Genomic DNA, 18064 nt, shown 5'->3' with positions numbered 1-18064 from the left:
ATAATTAGCTTTATTCTGCATCCCGATATTACATAAAAATCGTTCGGGAAATGACCAGGCTAATTAAACAAATTAACAATACTACACGCATCGAATTTGATAAGGGAACTTTTGATGATTGGTGCGTGTACCTTTCTAAACCAATTGAACGTAGGTACGCACCTCTGGATACGGAGTATTTTGAGCGATTGCAGGTTTTGGGTAGGAAATACACAACTCAAAAAATCTACAGCGATTTTATAAAGTTTTACACGCTCACGGATAAAAATATTAGTCAGGTAATTTTAAGGTTAATTGATGCGATTGCAAAAGAATACCCAGCCGATGAGCTGGAAATAAATATTTGGTTTACCGTAATTTATGCAGGCATGATTGCTGAAGAAAACAAAGCCAACGCCATTCTAAAGAAGCGTGTTAAACGTTTGGGTATGCACCAGGTTTTAATTCAGAATCATACACCAGCTTATGCAGCAAACTTTTCGAAAGGCAAAAAATGGAGAGATTTGGACGTGATAATGGAAGCGCATGGATTTTAACTGCGATTAATAATTCACAATTAAAATTTCATTTATTGCACCACGTTTCGCGGCATTCGAATTAATCATTCTTTTGGCTTGTACCCTAACAATTGTATTTGATGGTCTGTCATAAAGCTGATCAAAAAAAACATCATCCAGATTAATGTTTTTAGGATCAGAGTTGCTCAACAACCAATATTTATTATCTGTAGTGAGCTTTTCTGTAAACTCTGCCAGTCTTATTTGTTCCGCATCATCAAAGCCGCCGTTAGCGTAGGCATTAAAAGAAGCTGTTTTACTGATGGGTTTATAGGGCGGGTCGAAATAGTAAAAGGCATTTTTGCCGGCAAAACTCAGCGTGTTTTCGTAATCGCCATTCAAAATGGTAACCTCCTGCAACAAACCGCTTATGGTCAAAATGTTTGCGCCATCACTTATTTTTGGCTTGGCATATCTACCGAAAGGCACGTTAAACTCATTCTTTTTATTAACTCTGTACAAGCCATTAAAACAAGTTCTATTTAGGAAAATAAATAAGGCGGCATGCTCAATATCTGTTGTGGCTCTCGAATTAAAAATTGCTCTTTTATCTAGGTAAAATGCTTTTTTTTCTGATTCATTAAAAAACGAATAGTATTGAGTTTGTATGTTTTCGAGTTGCTTAATAAGCTTTGCCGCTGTGTGCTTTATCACTTTGTAAACATTAATCAAATCGGTATTAACATCGTTAATGATGGCGTGTTTGATTTTAAATTTCTGAATAAACCAAAAAAATACTGCACCGCTGCCAATAAATGGCTCAACGTAGGTTAAATCCTGTAAAGTTTTTATATTTTCGGGTAACAGGCTTTCAATAGCAGGAATTAATTGCGTTTTTCCTCCTGCCCATTTTAAAAATGGTTTGGCTGTTATAGATTTAATTTCGTTTGGCAAAGCTGTAAATGCTGCTTAATTATCTCGCAAGTTATAAAAATAGATTGATCCGGGCTTTCCATAATAGAAGCTTTTTTACCACAATTAAATCTTTAAACCCTGTTCTAATGAAAACAAAGTTGATTCGTTTCTTAAACCTGATTTTATTTTGCCTGCTCACTGCGAAAATGGCATCGGCTCAAAATCCAAAATTTGAAGCCGAATTCAAAGATATTATGGATAAATATAAAGCTGTTGGTGTTTCCATCGCAATAGTGAAACATAATGAAATTGCTTTCAGTAAATCTTATGGGTTAAAAAATATTGAAAGAAACGAATTATTGAATGAGCAGAGCATATTTCGCATTGCATCCATTTCAAAATCATTTTCTGCAACCTCCATTATGCAATTGGTTGAGGCTGGCAAGGTAAAATTATCTGATGATTTTGGTGATTTGATGGGTATTAAAATTAGAAATCCTAAGTACCCGGATAAAGTAATTACGCTTAAAATGGTCATGTCGCATACATCAGGTATTAATGATAGTCAGGGATATTTGAGTTTAAATGTTATTAATCCGGATAAAAACCCTGATTGGGCTAAATGTTATAGCAATAACGAACCTGGAAGCACTTATGATTATTGCAATCTAAATTATAATATGATTGGTACGTTGATTGAAAAAATTTCAGGCGAACGTTTCGACCAATATGTTAAAAAGCATATTTCAAACCCACTGAAATTATATGGCGGTTACTGCGTAGATTCACTGGATAATACTCGCTTTGCAAGCTTGTACGAATACAATGCAGCAACAAATGTATTTACAGAAGCTACACAAGCTTATGCGCCGCGAAGAACCGAAATCAGCCAGTATGTTATGGGTTATTCAACGCCTATTTTTTCGCCAACTGGCGGAATGAAAATATCGGCCCTTGATTTAGCGAAATACATGAAAATGCACATGAATTTTGGAAAATCGGATGGGGTTACCATTATCTCCAGAAAGAGTTCAAAATTAATGCAAACCAAAGTTTCCGAACCAGAAGAATACGGATTAGCCCTAAGAAAAACCAGCACGCTGATTCCAGGTATAGAACTTACCGGTCATACAGGCTCTGCTTATGGCTTATACAGCACCATGTTTTTTTCGAAAAAGAATGATTTCGGTATTGTGATTATTACCAATGGCTGCAACCCACTTTACACCGATGGAATACCAGATTTTAGTAGGGAAGCAATAAACTGTGTATATAGTAATTTGGTTAAATAGCGCTCAACGACATATTGAAAGGTTTTATTCACCAACCTTAGTCGCTAAACCCGATGTAAGCGAACACGAATCCCCATACTTCATCGGGAGAAGTAAAGTGCCTGCCAGCTGTAGGCGGGTTTGGCGGGAATGATGGTCGCTATTAGAACGGCGCTTACATTTCCAAAAACTAAACGTAATACTTAAAAAGAGATTCTGAAGCAAGTTCAGAATAACGAAAGCAACTCTAACCTAATTAAAAAGGTAACCACTGTAGGCCAAACCTTTGGCAACGCTTTTAAAGTTATCGCCAGAGTTTAAATTAATATGCGGGAAACGAGTTTTAAATAAATTTTGTACCGCCGGAACGAGTGATGTTCCGCCCGTTAAAAACAAACTATTTATTTCGGTTGGATTAATGTTGTTTTTGCTTAAGAACTCGTCGAGGTATGTATTAATCCGGTTCAAATCTTTATCAATAATTGCATTATAATCTGATGAAGTAATCCAATCATCAATAGAAATCCCTAAGTTTTTATAGTTGAAATTGCTTTTGTCTTGCGAGGAAAGTTCAATCTTGGTACGTTCAATAGCTTGAAATACAGAATAGCCTAGATTGTTATCAACCAAGGTAATCAGATTTTTAAATTCCGGGTTATTGCCAGAATAGTAGTAATAATTTTCAATGTCTTTTTTTATTCTTAAACCATTAAAAAAGTTCATTTTATCCCAGGTACAAATATTGGCAAACAGCGATTTTGGAACCAGCAATTTTTTCCCCGGACTGGCCTCATACTGTGTATTCTTACCGAAGTGTGGTGTTCCTTGTTCCCACATAAATGCCGAATCAAAACTATCACCGCCGATATAAATACCGCCCGTAGCCATCATGTCGTTTTTTCTATCCTGGCTACCAACTTTTGCCGGGTCTAAAACCAGGTAAGTAAAATCTGTTGTTCCACCACCAATATCGGCTACCAAAACATTTTCTTTGTGTTGAATGGTTTTCTCATAGGCAAATGCAGCGCCAATCGGTTCAAACTGAAAACGAAGTTCTTCAAAACCAGCCTTTTCAGCAGCTTTATTTAGCCGGCTTTGGGCAAGCGTATCTTTTTGGGTGTTATCATCATCAAAAAATACAGGTCTGCCGATAACTGCCTTTTTACAATCTGTTGCTGTAATTTTATCGGCTCTGGATTTTAATTCAGTGAGGATAATAGCAACCAGGTCAGAAGCATTGTAACGCTTATTCTGAATTAGGGTTTCTGTAAAACTGCTTCTTGATAAAATCTGCTTTATGGATTTGATGAAACGACCCTTCATACCGTCCTCTAGATAGGTTTCTATGGCTTTTTCGCCTACAACATATTTTTGTTCTCCTGCCAATGCATGATTTTCCGGGAAGTAAATGAGCGAAGGAATTATTATGGTATCAATAATTTCTGCCTTTTGTTCATCGTAAATAGATAAAGCGGAATTCGTTGTTCCAAAGTCGATTCCATACAGGTATTTGCTCATTGTGTAGAAGGTTTGTTTTACAGATTTTTCGGCGGGGGTTGCGAAAGTATGAAAAATTGAGCGATTCTCAAACCTAATTTTGTTTTGTAGAAGCTTGTAAATAAAAACAGCCGCCCGGCATTGGACAGCTGTAAAAAATCCTTAAAAGAAAATTAAATAAACTTTATTGCTTATCAATTTTATATAATCTTCCGCCATCTGTTATGGCATAAAGCGCTTCATCTGTGCCTTGGGCAATATCCCTAAAACGCTGACCTTCGCTGCTCAATAACCTTTCTTCACTAATTACCCGATTATTTTCAATTACAAGTCTGGCAATGTGTGTACCACTTAAAGAGCCTATAAAAAGATTGTTTTGCCATTCAGGTACGCGGTTTCCTTTGTAAAAAGTCATTCCACTGGGCGAAATTACCGGGTCCCAATAATATGCAGGTTGTTGTAATCCATCTTGTTGTTGTATTGCAGAGCCAATTGCTGCTCCACTATATTCAATACCATAAGTAATGGTTGGCCAGCCATAATTGCTGCCTGGTACAATCCGGTTTAATTCGTCGCCTCCTCGTGGCCCATGTTCACTTTGCCACAAATCGCCGCTTGTAGGGTGTATAGCCAAGCCTTGCGGATTTCTATGACCAATACTATATAGTTCTGGTAATGCACCCGAGCCTGAAAATGTTGGGTTTCCTGCTGCAGCAGCGCCACTGGTAGTAATTCTAACAATTTTACCTAAGGCAGCCGAAACAGATTGCGCAAGCGGTCGGGTTGCCAAATCAGAACGTTCACCGGTGCTAACTAATAAATTTCCGTTTCTATCAAACAAAATGCGGCCGCCATAATGCAATGTTCCATTATAAGCCGGGTTTGCACGATAGATGATGGTAGCATTTTCTATGGTTTTTTCGTTATCGGCAAGCCGGCCTTTGGCTACCGCTGTTTGATTTCCGCCGGTTGAACTAAGCGAAAATACCCAATAAACCATTCTGTTGGTGCTAAACTGTGGGTCGATGCATAAGCCCAATAAACCGCCTTGCCCAGAAGCATTAACAGCCGGAAGCCCGGTGATGGCTGCACTGATTGTGCCGGTGGTAGTTGCAATGCGCATCGTTCCACCTTTTTCTGTAATCAATAATCTTCCATCAGGCAAAGCCGTAATACCCCATGGAGAAGATAGGGTAGTGGCTATTGCTGTACCCTTTATTGCTGTGGTGGTGGCAACTTTACCAACCCTTGTTTGTCCGCTAAATGCTGGTTTGTAGTTTGTGTTGGGTGCACTGGTTTCTACACCAGGTCCGGGAGCTGGCTCTGGCCCGGTTTCCTCAACGCCGCCATCGCTTACTTTAGAGCAAGAGCTAAAAATGAGCATAGCGCCTGCAACCAATGAGCTGTATAGTTTAAATTTCATCATGTTTTTCAAATTTAGGTTTAACATAAATGATGTTAATTATCTAACACACAGATTACTAAAAGGTTCTAAGTTTGAAATTATCTCGGTTTAATTAACTTTCATTCCTTAAAATCTGGAGTGGTGGCTTATTTAATATGCTTCTGCTGCTTAAATACCCTGTTATAACTACTAACGCAATTACGCTGATAAATAATATAACCGTAGGCAAAAACGGAGGAATGAAGTTCGCATCGAAGCTAAATTTAGCTAAGCCCCAACTTGCTGCTAAGGATAGCATTAATCCTGCTGATGCAGCCAATAAGCCCAGAAAAAAGTATTCAATTACATTTATGGCTAATATTTGTTTCCTGCTTGCTCCCATTGTTCTAAGTAAAATACTTTCTTTTATACGTTGGTTTTTGCTGGTTAGCACAGCTGATACAAGAACTATCCAGCCGGTAATCATACTAAAACCCGCCATAAATTGGATAACAAAACCAATTTTACTTAGTATCTCATCTAATAATTTTAGCACCAAACCTAAATCGATAACAGAAATATTCGGAAACTTGCGCACAACATTTCCCTGAAAGCGGGCAGAAGTTTCGCTATTTGGAACCCTCGTCATTAAAACATGAAACTGTGGCGCCTGTTCTAAAACGCCACCCGGAAAAACAACTCTGAAATTGGTCTGCAACCTTGTCCAGTTTACTTCCCTTAAGCTCCCAACAACGGTTGGTAATAGCATGCCCTGTACGTTGAACGTGATTTTATCGTTCACCTTTACTTTAATGCTTCGGGCAAAATTCTGATCTAAAGAAATATAAATTACATCATTTGCATTATTTACTTTTGGTATCCATTTCCCCTCAATAATTTTTTCCGCTGCGGTTAAAGTATCTTGATAAGTTGCACGGAGCTCATTTTTAAATGCTCTTGTATTTGTACTATCATCACCAGCTTTTTTTCCGTTTATTTCTTCTATGCGCATGGTAATCACCGGAACCTGATTCATCAATGGTAGTTTGAACGACTTTGTCAAATCTGTAACCGCTTGCTTTTGCGATGTCTGAATATCAAATAAAACCATATTAGGCTGGTTTGTTCCTGATGATAGTGTTACCCGATTGATTAATATTCCCTGAACAAAATAGAGCGTACAGATAAATGCCGTTGAAAGCCCAATCGAGACCGTTAGCATTAAGGTTTGATTGTTCGGGCGATATAAATTAGCAAAACCTTGTCGCCATAAATAACTTAAGGAGGTTGGTATTAGTTTCTTGACCAAAAACATTAACAGGCTGGAAAGTGCCATCAAGAGTAAAAAGGCAATCATGATCCCAACGGTGAAAACCAAAGTTTGTAACCAACTTCCCATCTGTAAATAAGTAAAGCCTGCAACAAAGGCAACCATTAACAGGTAAACAAAGCCTTTTAGATAATCTCTTTTTTTATTGGTATTTGATTCAAATGTTGCCCTAATTGCATTTAAAGGAGAAATCCGTCTTACAGAAAGTAGCGATGGTAAAGCAAAAAGAACAGATATAGCCAGGCCAAGTAATAATCCCTGGCCAATTGCCGACCATGAAATTTGCATACTGAGCTCAACCGGTAGAAAATCTTTTAAAACAATGGGTAACAGAAATTGAATTGCTGTGCCTAAAACGGCACCTATCAATGCTGCAATTATACCTATAAAGGAAACCTGAATCAGATAAATATAAAATGCATCCCAAGCCCTTAAACCCATGCAGCGTAGCGTTGCAATGGCAGAAAGTTTCTCCTGAATGTAAACATGAATAGCGCTTCCAACCCCTACACAACCAAGTAATAAGGCTATAAAGCCGGTTAAGGCTAAAAATCGGTTTAAATCTCTGAAAGAGCGCCCGGTTTGTTCTTTCCGCTCGGCAACGGTATCAATATCCAAACCTTCTTTTTCTGCTTTTGCCTGCAGACTTTTAACTACTTCATTTAGTTTATCATCGCTGTTAAACTTATAATAAAATTTATAATTAATCCGGCTTCCGGTTTTTACAAGCCCGGTTTTATCCAAATATTTTAATGGTATGTAAACAATTGGGGCTACGCTGGCTGCAATGCCCGTTTGTCCGGGTGCTTTATCAAGCGTGCCTGCAATTTTAAATTTTAAATCGCCAACAATTATCGAGTCTCCGGTTTTTGCGTTAAACTGAAGCATCAATGTTTTATCAACTAAGGCTTCCTGATCATTAAAAAAACTCTTGGCAGCACTAATTGGCGTAGTTTCAATGGTGCCATAAAACGGGTAATTGCCTTGCAAGGCTTTCATTTGTACCAAACGGCTACCACCGTCTTTGATAAAATATACCATCGAGGCGAATGTACTTTCGGTTGCCCGGTCATCGCCCATATTTTTAAGCCTGGCTTCCGTTTGCTTATTAATCGCCTTGCGGCTTTCGATAATTAAATCGGCACCGGTAAGTTCTTTAGCCTGCCTGTCTAAATCGCTTTGTAAATTATCCTTAAAAGAATAAACGGCAACAAGTGCCGCAATGCCCAAAACTATCGAGGAAATAAAAAGAAGTAAACGCGAACGGTTTTTGCGGCTATCCCGCCAGGCCATTTTAAAAATCCATGAAATGGGCACAAGGTTTTTTGATGGATTATGCATAAGTCGGATTTTCGTCGGCAATGATTAATCCACCTTTCATTTTTACAACCCTGCTGGTTCTCGATGCCAGATCTAAATCATGTGTTACAATAACCAGGGTTGTGCCTGCATCAGTATTTAAATCGAAAAGCAGTTTAATAATTTTCTCACTCGTTTCTGCATCAAGATTTCCGGTTGGCTCATCGGCAAATAAAATTGCTGGTTTATTCGAAAATGCCCTTGCCAGCGAAACCCTTTGCTGCTCGCCACCAGATAATTGAATTGGATAATGATGTGCCCGCTCTGCAAGCCCAACTTTGTCCAGTAATTCCATCGCCTGTGGCTTAATATTTTTTAAACCTCTTAATTCTAAAGGAACCATAACATTTTCTAAAGCGGTTAAAGTTGGCAGTAACTGAAAATTTTGAAAAATAAAGCCAACGTGCTGGTTACGCACTGCTGCACGCTCATCTTCAGAGAGCTTATCTAACAAAACGCCGGCAAGCTCAACATTACCAGATGATGCCCTATCTAAACCAGCACAAAGCCCAAGTAAGGTAGTTTTTCCACTTCCGGATGGACCCGTTATTGCAACCGTTGAGCCGGTTTTTATGCTAAGGTTAATGTTATGTAAAACGGTAAGTTCATGGCCTGCACTCTGATAAATTTTGCTTACATTTCGGATGTTCAGGATATTTTCCAATGGCTGAATATTTAAGTATGAGGACCAACACGAAACTAACATTAGTTACGTATATCCTGTTAAAGATATTGATTTTTGATAATTAGAGCTTGAAAATATAGATATGTTACGAAAACGCATAATGACTTTAATTGTTTTTGCAGGACTTTTTGCCGCTTGCTCAAACAACAGTAAATCAGATAAAATAGTAGATAATGATTCGGCTAAAAATGGCAAAGCCGAAGTAACGACACCAATTAAAACAATATTGTTTTTTGGAACAAGTTTAACAGCTGGTTATGGATTGGAGCCTACAGAGGCGTATCCTGCAGTTATTCAGCAAAAAATAGATGCCGAAAAATTACCTTACAAAGTAATTAATGGCGGTTTAAGTGGAGAAACATCTGCCGCAGGCAAAGCCCGTATAGATTGGTTATTAAAGCAAAAAATTGATGTTTTTGTATTGGAGCTAGGGTCTAATGATGGTTTGCGAGGCTTACCAGTTTTAGAAACAGCTAAAAATTTACAAAGCATTATTGATAAGGTAAAGGCTAAATATCCGGATGTAAAAATTGTGATTGCAGGCATGCAAATGCCGCCAAGTATGGGTGCAAAATATACATCCGACTTTAAAAACATATTTCCACAGCTTGCTGAAAAGAATAATGCGGCTTTAATTCCGTTTCTTTTGGATAAGGTTGGTGGTGTGGCAAAGCTTAATCAGGCCGATGGAATTCACCCAACAGCAGAAGGCGATAAGATTTTAGCAGATAATGTTTGGGTTGTTTTGAAACCTCTTTTATAAAAATTATCAATACCTTAATATCACTGGATTAACACTATTTTCTTTTTTTTACTGAAATATTTTTGAATAATAACAATATGTTATAATTTGGCTTGCGCTCGGAAATATAAAAAACTTGCATGAATCCCCCTTTTGAACACATCCGCCCGATACCAGAGAATGAAATTTCTAGGCTTTCTGAACTCACTGATTTCGATCCTGATTATACCAATTTAAAACAAGAGTTTGAACATTTAACTGCTTTGGCAGCTAAAATTGCAGAAACTGATATCTCATTAGTTAATTTAATAGATTCATTTACGCAATGGTCGGTTTCAAACTATGGGCTAGATATTGATCAGATGCCCAGAGAAGAATCTATTTGTCAATATACTATTTTGGAGAAAGATCATTTTGAGGTCAGGGATTTATCTTTGGATGACAGGATGAAGGATTTTTTCTATGTCAGAAATCCATTAAACTTAAGGTATTATTTCGGTATACCGCTAACAACCCCCAACGGGCATAATATTGGTGCCTTATGCGTTTTAGATAAAAAGACTAAAAAGCTATCGCCAGAAAAAATTGAACTACTCAAATTAATTGCAAACGAAGTTGTAGAGAAGCTTATCAATTTAAAAATATTACACAGTGTAAAATCAGAATTAGATGATTACAGGGTTGATCATTTAAAAACCGCTCATGATATCAGAGGTCCTTTATCAGGTATAACCGGCATTATTGATATTATCCGAAAAAAGGTTAATAAATCTAATCCTGAAGATGTGTTGGATTATATTGAGATGATTGATAAGACTACGAAGGCTGTATTATCTTTATCAGAAGAAATATTAAATCGGGAGAAATCTCCCAAAGAGGATAGCTTCGATTTGATATCATTTAAAGATAAGCTAGAAAAACTATATCTGCCACAGGCTAAAGCCAAAAATATCTTTTTTAAGGTAACTACTGGTAATGCCAACACCAGGGTGTTATTTACAAAAAACAAAATGCTGCATATTGCCGGCAACTTAATATCAAATGCGATTAAGTTTAGTTCTGATTATGGAACAGTAACCGTAAAACTCGAACTAGAAGTTAAGGAAGATGCTAAAACGCTAATCATTAATGTTTCTGATAATGGAAATGGATTGAGCGAACAATCAGTTGAAAAAATACTATCAGGCGAGATGGGTACCACAAAAGGCACTATGGGTGAGCGTGGTTACGGTTTGGGATTACCAATGGTTGTAGATAATATTAGAAGTTTAAAAGGTGATATAAAAATAGAATCGCAAATGGGTTGGGGAACAAATTTTGAAGTAACGATTCCGATGGTCTAAAAACCTTAAATAAAATTATTTATTATCAGAACACCAATTAAGCCGAGTACAGAAACGATAGTTTCCATTGCCGTCCAGGTTTTAAAGGTTTGTTTTAAGTTAAGATTGAAGTATTCTTTAAACATCCAGAATCCGGTATCGTTTACATGAGAAAACATTAAACTGCCTGCGCCAACAGCCAATACCATTAATTCTGGTGAAGCGCCAATGCCAATAAATGGCAGTACAATACCTGATGCAGTTAGGGCAGCAACGGTAGCAGAGCCTAACGTTACCCTTAATGAAGCCGTTATCAGCCATGCTAAAAATAAAGGCGATAAATTCAAGCCCATGGTAAACAGTTTAACTGTTTCGCCTACGCCACTATCTACAAGTATTTGTTTAAAAGCTCCGCCAGCGGCGATGATTAAAATAATCATGGCAATGCTCTTTACACCTTCAACACATGATTCCATTGCTTTCGCTATAGGATTATCTTGAATGAGTACCGTAATTAAAACTGCAATAAGCAATGCTGCAGTTGGGTCGGCTAAAAATATAAATACTGGTTTTGCTAAATATGGACTTTTAATGGCTGTGCCAACCGTGCCCGCTATAATTAAAAAAACAGGTAGCAAGGCGGTGAAAAAGCTTTTGGCGGTTGATGGTAAATGCTCATCTTCGGCAATTTTAAATTGCATAGTATCGTGGCCAAAAGGTTTTTTAATTATCAACCGGGGAAAATAAACACCGGCGATTATTGCAATCGGAATGCTTAACACCAGGCCATAAATTAAGGTTTTACCAACATCAGCATGAAAAATTGCTGCCAAAGATACCGGGCCCGGATGCGGGGGTAAAAAACCATGTGTAACAGATAATGCTGCAGCCATTGGTATTCCGATGTATAGCTTTGGTAATCCTGTTGCACTTGCAATGGCAAAAACTAAAGGAATAAGTACAACAAAACCAGCGTTGTAAAACAAAGGAATGCCGACAAGCAAACCAGTAATTAATACCGCCCACTGAATATTTTTTTGTCCGAAGGCCCTAATTAAAATGAAAACAATCTTTTTGGCAGCACCACTATCTTCAATTAATTTACCCATCATGGCGCCTAATGCCAATACCATTACCATGCTGCCGAGCGTACTGCCTATACCATTGCTCACCGCTGCCATCACTTTTGCTGCAGGCATCCCTAAAAACAACCCCGTAACAATAGCAACTAAAAGAAGCGCAATCATCGGATTTAACTTTTTAATTATCAGTACGAGAAGTAGCAATATGCCAAGTAATACGATGAGTAGAGACATAATTTGGTTTAAGAGTGGTTAAGTTCTTGCATACATTCTTTTAAATTAAGGTATGCTTTTTTATAGATGTTAAAGATTTTTTTATAGTAAATATGGTTCGATGGGTTTGGTAAAATTATTTCTAAAGTATCATTGGTTGTTGATGGATAGGATTCGCTTAAGCCGATAGATTTTGCCGCAAGATAAGCAGCCCCAATTGCCGAAGCGTCTTCTTCGCTAATGAGTAAAATTTGCTTACCGGTAATGTCTGCCAGAATTTGCATCCACGTTTTTGAATGTACAAAACCGCCACTGGCATGAATTTTTTGAATGTTTGCGCCATGGGCTTCCATTTCAACTAAAACATCAAACAAGGAAAAACAGATGCCCTCAATTACCGCTCTTGCAATATGTTTTTGTTCGTGTTGATTGGTTAAACCCAAAAAAGTTCCAGAAGCATGGCTATTCCAGATTGGCGCTCTTTCTCCGGTTAGGTAGGGTAAAAAAATCAATCCATTACTGCCCATGGCAGTCGTCTCTATTTCATTAAATAAATTGGCGTAATCCTCATCATTTAGGTCAGTTTTTCCAAACACATTTTTCAGAAGCCACTGCAAAGCTAAACCACCATTATTTATCGGACCGCCACAGATAAAGGTTTCGCTATCCAAAATATAATTGAAGGTCATGGCGTTTGTATTCACTATTGGTCGCCGGCTTGCAACACGCAAAGCTCCGGAAGTACCAATAGTGAGCGCTGCCGCACCTTCTAAAATTGCCTTACTGCCCAAGTTTGCTAAACATCCATCACTTGCGCCAATTGTAATGTTAGCTTTTTCTATTACATTTTGATGTTTAGATAAAATGCTTGTTTCGTTATAGGATGTGGGGACAGGCCTGGAGAGTTTTGAGCCGGTAATATTGCATAGGGCTAGTGCCTGCTCATCCCATTTTAAAGCATTAATATTAAATAAACCGGTGGCTGAAGCGATGGAATAATCTATAACATACTCGCCATACAATTTAAACCAGATGTATTCTTTTATCGAAATAAATTTTTCGGTTTTAGCAAATAATTCAGGTTCATTCTCTTTAAACCAGATGATTTTGCAAAGCGGAGACATTGTATGAATCGGCGTTCCGGTTGATACATAAAGCGGCAAACCCTCATCACCGGTTAATAATCTATCCGCAATCTCAGCGCTGCGGTTATCCGCCCAGGTGAGCATTGGTGCTAAAGGTAAGCTGGTTTTATCAACCAAAATTAAACTGTGCATAGCCGAACTTAAACCAATTGCTATTGGCTCTGCTTTAAGTTGTGACTTTAAATCACTTATACAATTTAAAAATGCATTCCAGATTAGCTCAGGGTTCTGCTCACTATAACCCGGTTTTGGAGATTGAGTAGGGTAGTGGTGCTGGCTTGCACAAATCGGTTGATAAGCTAAATCAAGTGCTACTGCTTTAGTGCTTCCGGTGCCAATATCGATGCCTAAAAGATATCTCATCTATAAATTTGGACTTAATTGCGTACAGTGTTTTTCTGAGTCGATTGCCTGATGCAAAGGCTGGCATCAATATTAAAGGTTTCGCGTTCCGTATCGTTTGTATCCGCTTTCAATCTTTTCAATAATTGCTTTACAACTTTTTCTCCCAATTCTTGTATAGGCTGCTGAATGGCCGTTATCGATGGCTTGATAAACTCCAGCAATTCAAAATCGTCAAAAGACACAATGGCTAAACCTGATAAAAGCTTTTCTTTACCAAAGCGAGATAACTTCAAGCCATCCATGGTTAAATAGTTCGATGCAAATATCACTGCATCGAGCTCCTTATGTGCCTCTAAAAATTTCTGTATTGCTAATGTTGCCTGTTCTGAATTCTGGTAGTTAATCTCTAATACCTGAGGTTTTTTGCCATTTTTCTGCAAAGCTTCGGTGTAACCGTTTAAACGTTCAAGCATTTGTTTCTGTACTGTCTTAATGGTAACAAAAGCTATATTTTCATAGCCATTTTCGATAAGATGAGTAGTGGCATCAAAGGTAGCGCCATGATTATTGGTGAGGATATAGTCTGACTTAATATTGGGTAGATATCTGTCAAACAAAACAACGGGCGTACCGCTATTCACCAATGCACCTATCTCTTCCTCTAATCCTTCGGCAGTGGCAATTATATATCCGTCAACTGAGCGTTCTTTAAACATGCTCAATATTTCTTTTATCCTCTTTTTATCACTCCCCGTACTGCTAAAAATAATTTTATAACCCTGAGCAGAGGCGGCCTGGTCAATTACCCCGGCAATGTTTGAAAAGAAGGGCTTGGATATATCATCAACAAGAAAACCTATTATTTTTGATTTTCCGGTGCGCAGGCTGCGGGCAATAGAGTTTGGCTGATAACCAAGCTCAGCAACTACGCTTAACACTTTTGCAGTAATATTTGCGCTGATGTGCTTTTCTTCTGCCTTACCATTAAGAACAAATGAAACAGTGGTTGTAGAGGTGCCAACACGGTTTGCTATATCTTTAATCGATATTTTTTCGTTCATAGGTGATTATTCTTAATAATTAAATAGAGGCCCAAAAATAATTTGGCGTTAAGCAAATATAAAATTAAAAATAACCTGGCCGCACGAAATCGTATTAAAAAAGAGAAAACTTCACTTCAATTATTTTTTAGCTTCGCCACTCTTTTTTAAGCTTTCATCATGTTGTCTGTCAACCGAGAAAATACCGTTTCCTTCAATTAAAAAACAGATTAGTGCGATGAGTACAATTAGCGACAACCAAAACTCATTATACGGCTTAAATATGCCATGCGATAAATTGATAAAAAAAGTTGCGCCAACAAGTATTGGGATGTTGAGCAGGCAAAATGTACGCGTGTATGTGCCAAGAGTAATGGCTAAACCACCAACAATATGCATTAATATGATTAAATGGGCAAAAATGCTGATTGACACTGCGGCACCCAAATGTGCTCCACGCATGAGCGAATTAAATGCATCAAGATTAATCCAAAAGGCAATTCCTTTCCAAATTAAAATCAGACCTAAAATAACACGGAAAACATCAATCCATGCAGGATGGTGGCTATCGCCCCAATTCTGAATTTTTTTTATTGCGCTCATAAGGAAAATATTTGATTACCTTAATTTACGAAGAAAAACTTAACATGCATCTATTACAGCAATTAAATTTAACTAGCCGTAGGCATCAATAATAATTTTGACCTGATTCTGCTTAATGTTTCTAATCGCATGCCTAAATAACTTGCCAAATACCGCAGTGGTATTTGATTGGTGTTAGGCTGCATACTTTCAAATTTGAGAAACCTTCCCATAGCAGAAGGAATCCTGGCTAAAATTGCCCTTTCAGCTGCCGCATAATGTTGTATCTCTAAAAGTTTTCTTCTTATTATATTGGTTTCTTCAAGGTGCGATAAAAAATCAACATTTTGATATGGGATAGAGATTAGCTCACTATCTTCTAATGCCTGTAGATACTCATAAGAGGGTCTTAATCCTTGATTTGGTTTTCTTATGGCTGATATCATTTCATTACCTGAAACAAACCATGTACTTATATCTTTCTGTCCATCTTTAACAAAACCCCTAACCAAACCTTTAATTAAAAAGTACATCGAATTATTGTCCTCAAGAGGGGAGAGGATAAACTTGTTTTTCTTCACTTTCAAAAAAGTGCAAGTTTTGATATGATAATTTATAAAACTTTCAGACAAAGGGTAGAACTGTTCAAAATAATTAAACAATGGTTGTATCAATAAAGGATATGTAGAATCTTTTATCATATTGCTTGGTAAATAATTTAGAGTTGGATGCCGGTTGTGGAAAAGATTAAATTTAATTTCCTTACTCAAAAATATCAGCAAATACCTCAAAGCAATTAAAAGTATTGGATTGAAAGCCCTAACCGTTGAATGGTTAGATGAATTTCTACTGCATTAGGGTTTATTGATGCGTTATTTATTGAAATAACTGCTTGGTAGTAAGCCTTTTTCTTTTTTGAAAGCATTATAGAAAGTGGCCGGACTTTTAAAGCCAGATTCTTGCGCTATCGCTTCGATGGTCATCCTCGAGCCTTTTACAGGATACTGTTTTAAGAAATATTCAACGCGGTAAGCGTTAATCCAGTCCCTAAAATTCTTTCCTATTTTTGTATTCAAAACATAAGAACAATGATGAACGGGAATGTTAATTTTAGTTGCTAAATCAATAATCTGAAGATCTGGTTTCAAATACATTTGCTCCTCTTCCATCATTTGTATCATAAGTTGAGAATAAGAGGAAAGCTTTGCTGTAGAGAGGTAACTCCGTTTCTTAACCACCGCTGCGGGCTGATCTGGTTCAATTTCTTCCTTTAGAACTTCTATTTCCGGTACCTCATCTGCCTTCACGAGATAAGATTTTCCATCCCACGTAGTGGCAACCAAAAGATAGCCGTAAAAAAGCTTTGGTTTGTGCAGTGCATAAGATAATGCTAGTAATAGAGCAACGCAGTTGAAGATAACAAAGTAGGTGTGATTAAGTGGAATATTTAGCGCAAGATAAATAATAGGAGAAATACCAATAATTTGAAACATTGTTGCCACACCGAGTATAAACAGCACCCAGTCTTTACCTGGATTTACCCTCGCATCAGATTTAATGATACCAGATTTATAAATTGCTTTCCAGCATAAAGCCAAATAGGTTAATGCCAATATAGTTCTGCCAAAGCTGTGGAAGTATCCAGGAAATAGCCCATTTCTGGCTTTGAGTGTTAGATATCCATTCTGTGCTAATTGATCAGAAATAAGCGGCCATTCTAATGGTGGCACACCCGGCCAGGGAATTACGTGTATGACAGCCAGCAGTGCAGGTAGGAAATGAAGCCATTGAACTTTAGATATTCGCTTTCTATCTGTTAAAAAGCCAGAAATATACAAGTAAAAACAAGCAGGAACGGTAAAGTATAGTGGTGTTAAACTTTGAAAAAGTATTGGCAAAAACCTTTCGTCACCAGCGGTAATGGTTATAGAATTTAAAATTTGACCAAATCTGGCAAAGAAAACAATAGACAGCAGAATGTTATTCGTTCGATTTCCTTTTTTAGAAAAAAAAAGATGCACCGAAAAAAGCAGAAGAAAAAAACAAGTTATACTGACTAAAAAATTGAGCGAATACATAATAGTTCCTACCAATATAGCGCATTACTGTGAATTTAACCTCTATTAATTATAATGTTTTGATAAAATCTAAATCAGCGATCTGAGCAAATAAATGGATGCGCCTTCTATTTCATAAATGAGCAAAAGCATTACCGGTTGCGCATCTCAAAAATAAAATCAATTCACCAAAAAGATCAAAAACAGTAAAGGCACCAAATGAATGGTGCCTTTACCAAACAATACATCAATTCTTAATCCAGCAGCTCAATCAGTGCCCTTGCCGTAAGTCCGGCCGAAAGCGGGTTTTGTCCCGTTACCAGCAGCCCACCCACTTCTACATGAGAGAGAAAAGGCACCAGTGCCGTTTTCACATCCGCGCCAAGTTTTCCCAACGTCTCCTCCAGTAGATAGAGCACATTGCCCGCTCTGCCCACCAGCTTTTCTTCCATATCACTAAAGGCGGCAACCCGTTTACCCGTAAAAATCCTGAACGCTTGCCTTCCGCACTGATTAGGGGCGCATGCCCGTGCCATACCATTCCAACTGGTTTGCCAGCATCCAGAAAATCAAATATCAATATCCCGCTGTCATTATC

16 protein-coding genes are annotated in these 18064 nt (G+C 37.7%); 4 read left to right on the top strand and 12 right to left on the bottom strand.

Features of this window, described 5'->3' with window-relative positions; genetic code table 11:
* The first annotated feature begins 50 nt into the window (after positions 1-50).
* Entirely contained in the window at positions 51-536 is a 486-nt protein-coding gene (locus LUA90_RS04480; protein ID WP_231465688.1) for a hypothetical protein, read from the top strand.
* A gap of 6 nt (positions 537-542) precedes the next feature.
* Here the strand turns inward: LUA90_RS04480 and LUA90_RS04475 are convergent, their stop codons facing one another.
* Entirely contained in the window at positions 543-1451 is a 909-nt protein-coding gene (locus LUA90_RS04475) for a DNA adenine methylase (protein ID WP_231490412.1), read from the bottom strand.
* Between the two features lie 107 nt (positions 1452-1558).
* Between LUA90_RS04475 and LUA90_RS04470 the strand changes: the two genes are divergently transcribed.
* A complete protein-coding gene (locus tag LUA90_RS04470) occupies positions 1559-2704 on the top strand; it encodes a serine hydrolase (protein WP_231465692.1) in 1146 nt (381 codons plus the stop codon).
* A gap of 231 nt (positions 2705-2935) precedes the next feature.
* Here the strand turns inward: LUA90_RS04470 and LUA90_RS04465 are convergent, their stop codons facing one another.
* The 4 genes from LUA90_RS04465 to LUA90_RS04450 all read right to left on the bottom strand — a co-directional run bounded on the left by LUA90_RS04465 (position 2936) and on the right by LUA90_RS04450 (position 8959).
* Positions 2936-4201, bottom strand: coding sequence for an Hsp70 family protein (locus LUA90_RS04465; protein WP_231465694.1), 1266 nt, complete (start codon positions 4199-4201; stop codon positions 2936-2938).
* A 163-nt stretch (positions 4202-4364) separates the two neighbouring features.
* Positions 4365-5606, bottom strand: coding sequence for a PQQ-dependent sugar dehydrogenase (locus LUA90_RS04460; RefSeq protein ID WP_231465696.1), 1242 nt, complete (start codon positions 5604-5606; stop codon positions 4365-4367).
* A 91-nt stretch (positions 5607-5697) separates the two neighbouring features.
* Positions 5698-8235, bottom strand: coding sequence for an ABC transporter permease (locus tag LUA90_RS04455; RefSeq protein ID WP_231465698.1), 2538 nt, complete (start codon positions 8233-8235; stop codon positions 5698-5700).
* A complete protein-coding gene (locus tag LUA90_RS04450) occupies positions 8228-8959 on the bottom strand; it encodes an ABC transporter ATP-binding protein (protein WP_370635298.1) in 732 nt (243 codons plus the stop codon). Before LUA90_RS04450 ends, LUA90_RS04455 begins: the two co-directional genes overlap by 8 nt.
* A 61-nt stretch (positions 8960-9020) precedes the next feature.
* Between LUA90_RS04450 and LUA90_RS04445 the strand changes: the two genes are divergently transcribed.
* Both LUA90_RS04445 and LUA90_RS04440 read left to right on the top strand, forming a co-directional pair.
* Positions 9021-9701 carry an arylesterase gene (locus LUA90_RS04445; RefSeq protein WP_231490411.1) on the top strand — a complete coding sequence of 227 codons (681 nt, stop codon included), beginning with the start codon at positions 9021-9023 and terminating at the stop codon, positions 9699-9701.
* Positions 9702-9820: 119 nt separating this feature from the next.
* Positions 9821-11023: a GAF domain-containing sensor histidine kinase gene (locus LUA90_RS04440; RefSeq protein ID WP_231490409.1), complete on the top strand. Its 1203-nt coding sequence runs from the start codon at positions 9821-9823 to the stop codon at positions 11021-11023.
* Positions 11024-11028: 5 nt separating this feature from the next.
* Here the strand turns inward: LUA90_RS04440 and LUA90_RS04435 are convergent, their stop codons facing one another.
* The 7 genes from LUA90_RS04435 to LUA90_RS04405 all read right to left on the bottom strand — a co-directional run bounded on the left by LUA90_RS04435 (position 11029) and on the right by LUA90_RS04405 (position 17918).
* Positions 11029-12318 carry a gluconate:H+ symporter gene (locus tag LUA90_RS04435; protein WP_231490407.1) on the bottom strand — a complete coding sequence of 430 codons (1290 nt, stop codon included), beginning with the start codon at positions 12316-12318 and terminating at the stop codon, positions 11029-11031.
* Between the two features lie 8 nt (positions 12319-12326).
* Positions 12327-13805, bottom strand: coding sequence for a gluconokinase (locus tag LUA90_RS04430; RefSeq protein WP_231465708.1), 1479 nt, complete (start codon positions 13803-13805; stop codon positions 12327-12329).
* 14 nt (positions 13806-13819) lie between these two features.
* Entirely contained in the window at positions 13820-14848 is a 1029-nt protein-coding gene (locus LUA90_RS04425) for a LacI family DNA-binding transcriptional regulator (protein ID WP_231465710.1), read from the bottom strand.
* A gap of 120 nt (positions 14849-14968) precedes the next feature.
* Positions 14969-15430 (bottom strand): DoxX family protein, encoded by a 462-nt coding sequence (locus LUA90_RS04420; protein ID WP_231465712.1) that lies wholly within the window; start codon positions 15428-15430, stop codon positions 14969-14971.
* A gap of 68 nt (positions 15431-15498) precedes the next feature.
* On the bottom strand, positions 15499-15996 hold the full coding sequence (locus tag LUA90_RS04415) for a Crp/Fnr family transcriptional regulator (protein WP_231490405.1): 498 nt from the start codon (positions 15994-15996) through the stop codon (positions 15499-15501).
* Positions 15997-16281: 285 nt separating this feature from the next.
* Positions 16282-17430, bottom strand: coding sequence for a helix-turn-helix domain-containing protein (locus tag LUA90_RS04410; RefSeq protein ID WP_231490403.1), 1149 nt, complete (start codon positions 17428-17430; stop codon positions 16282-16284).
* A gap of 290 nt (positions 17431-17720) precedes the next feature.
* On the bottom strand, positions 17721-17918 hold the full coding sequence (locus LUA90_RS04405; protein WP_231465718.1) for a hypothetical protein: 198 nt from the start codon (positions 17916-17918) through the stop codon (positions 17721-17723).
* Positions 17919-18064 lie beyond the last annotated feature (146 nt).

It is taken from the genome of Pedobacter sp. Leaf170, assembly GCF_920984665.1.
GTDB lineage: Bacteria > Bacteroidota > Bacteroidia > Sphingobacteriales > Sphingobacteriaceae > Pedobacter.
Note: the sequence above shows the minus strand (reverse complement) of the source record. Positions and strands in the feature narration are given on the sequence as shown.

Coding starts and splice junctions, on each gene's coding strand:
- LUA90_RS04480 (WP_231465688.1), top strand. CDS start 51: ATGACCAGGCTAATTAAACAAATTAACAATACTACACGCATCGAATTT.
- LUA90_RS04470 (WP_231465692.1), top strand. CDS start 1,559: ATGAAAACAAAGTTGATTCGTTTCTTAAACCTGATTTTATTTTGCCTG.
- LUA90_RS04465 (WP_231465694.1), bottom strand. CDS start 4,201: ATGAGCAAATACCTGTATGGAATCGACTTTGGAACAACGAATTCCGCT.
- LUA90_RS04460 (WP_231465696.1), bottom strand. CDS start 5,606: ATGATGAAATTTAAACTATACAGCTCATTGGTTGCAGGCGCTATGCTC.
- LUA90_RS04455 (WP_231465698.1), bottom strand. CDS start 8,235: ATGCATAATCCATCAAAAAACCTTGTGCCCATTTCATGGATTTTTAAA.
- LUA90_RS04450 (WP_370635298.1), bottom strand. CDS start 8,959: ATGTTAGTTTCGTGTTGGTCCTCATACTTAAATATTCAGCCATTGGAA.
- LUA90_RS04445 (WP_231490411.1), top strand. CDS start 9,021: ATGTTACGAAAACGCATAATGACTTTAATTGTTTTTGCAGGACTTTTT.
- LUA90_RS04440 (WP_231490409.1), top strand. CDS start 9,821: ATGAATCCCCCTTTTGAACACATCCGCCCGATACCAGAGAATGAAATT.
- LUA90_RS04435 (WP_231490407.1), bottom strand. CDS start 12,318: ATGTCTCTACTCATCGTATTACTTGGCATATTGCTACTTCTCGTACTG.
- LUA90_RS04430 (WP_231465708.1), bottom strand. CDS start 13,805: ATGAGATATCTTTTAGGCATCGATATTGGCACCGGAAGCACTAAAGCA.
- LUA90_RS04425 (WP_231465710.1), bottom strand. CDS start 14,848: ATGAACGAAAAAATATCGATTAAAGATATAGCAAACCGTGTTGGCACC.
- LUA90_RS04420 (WP_231465712.1), bottom strand. CDS start 15,430: ATGAGCGCAATAAAAAAAATTCAGAATTGGGGCGATAGCCACCATCCT.
- LUA90_RS04405 (WP_231465718.1), bottom strand. CDS start 17,918: ATGGAAGAAAAGCTGGTGGGCAGAGCGGGCAATGTGCTCTATCTACTG.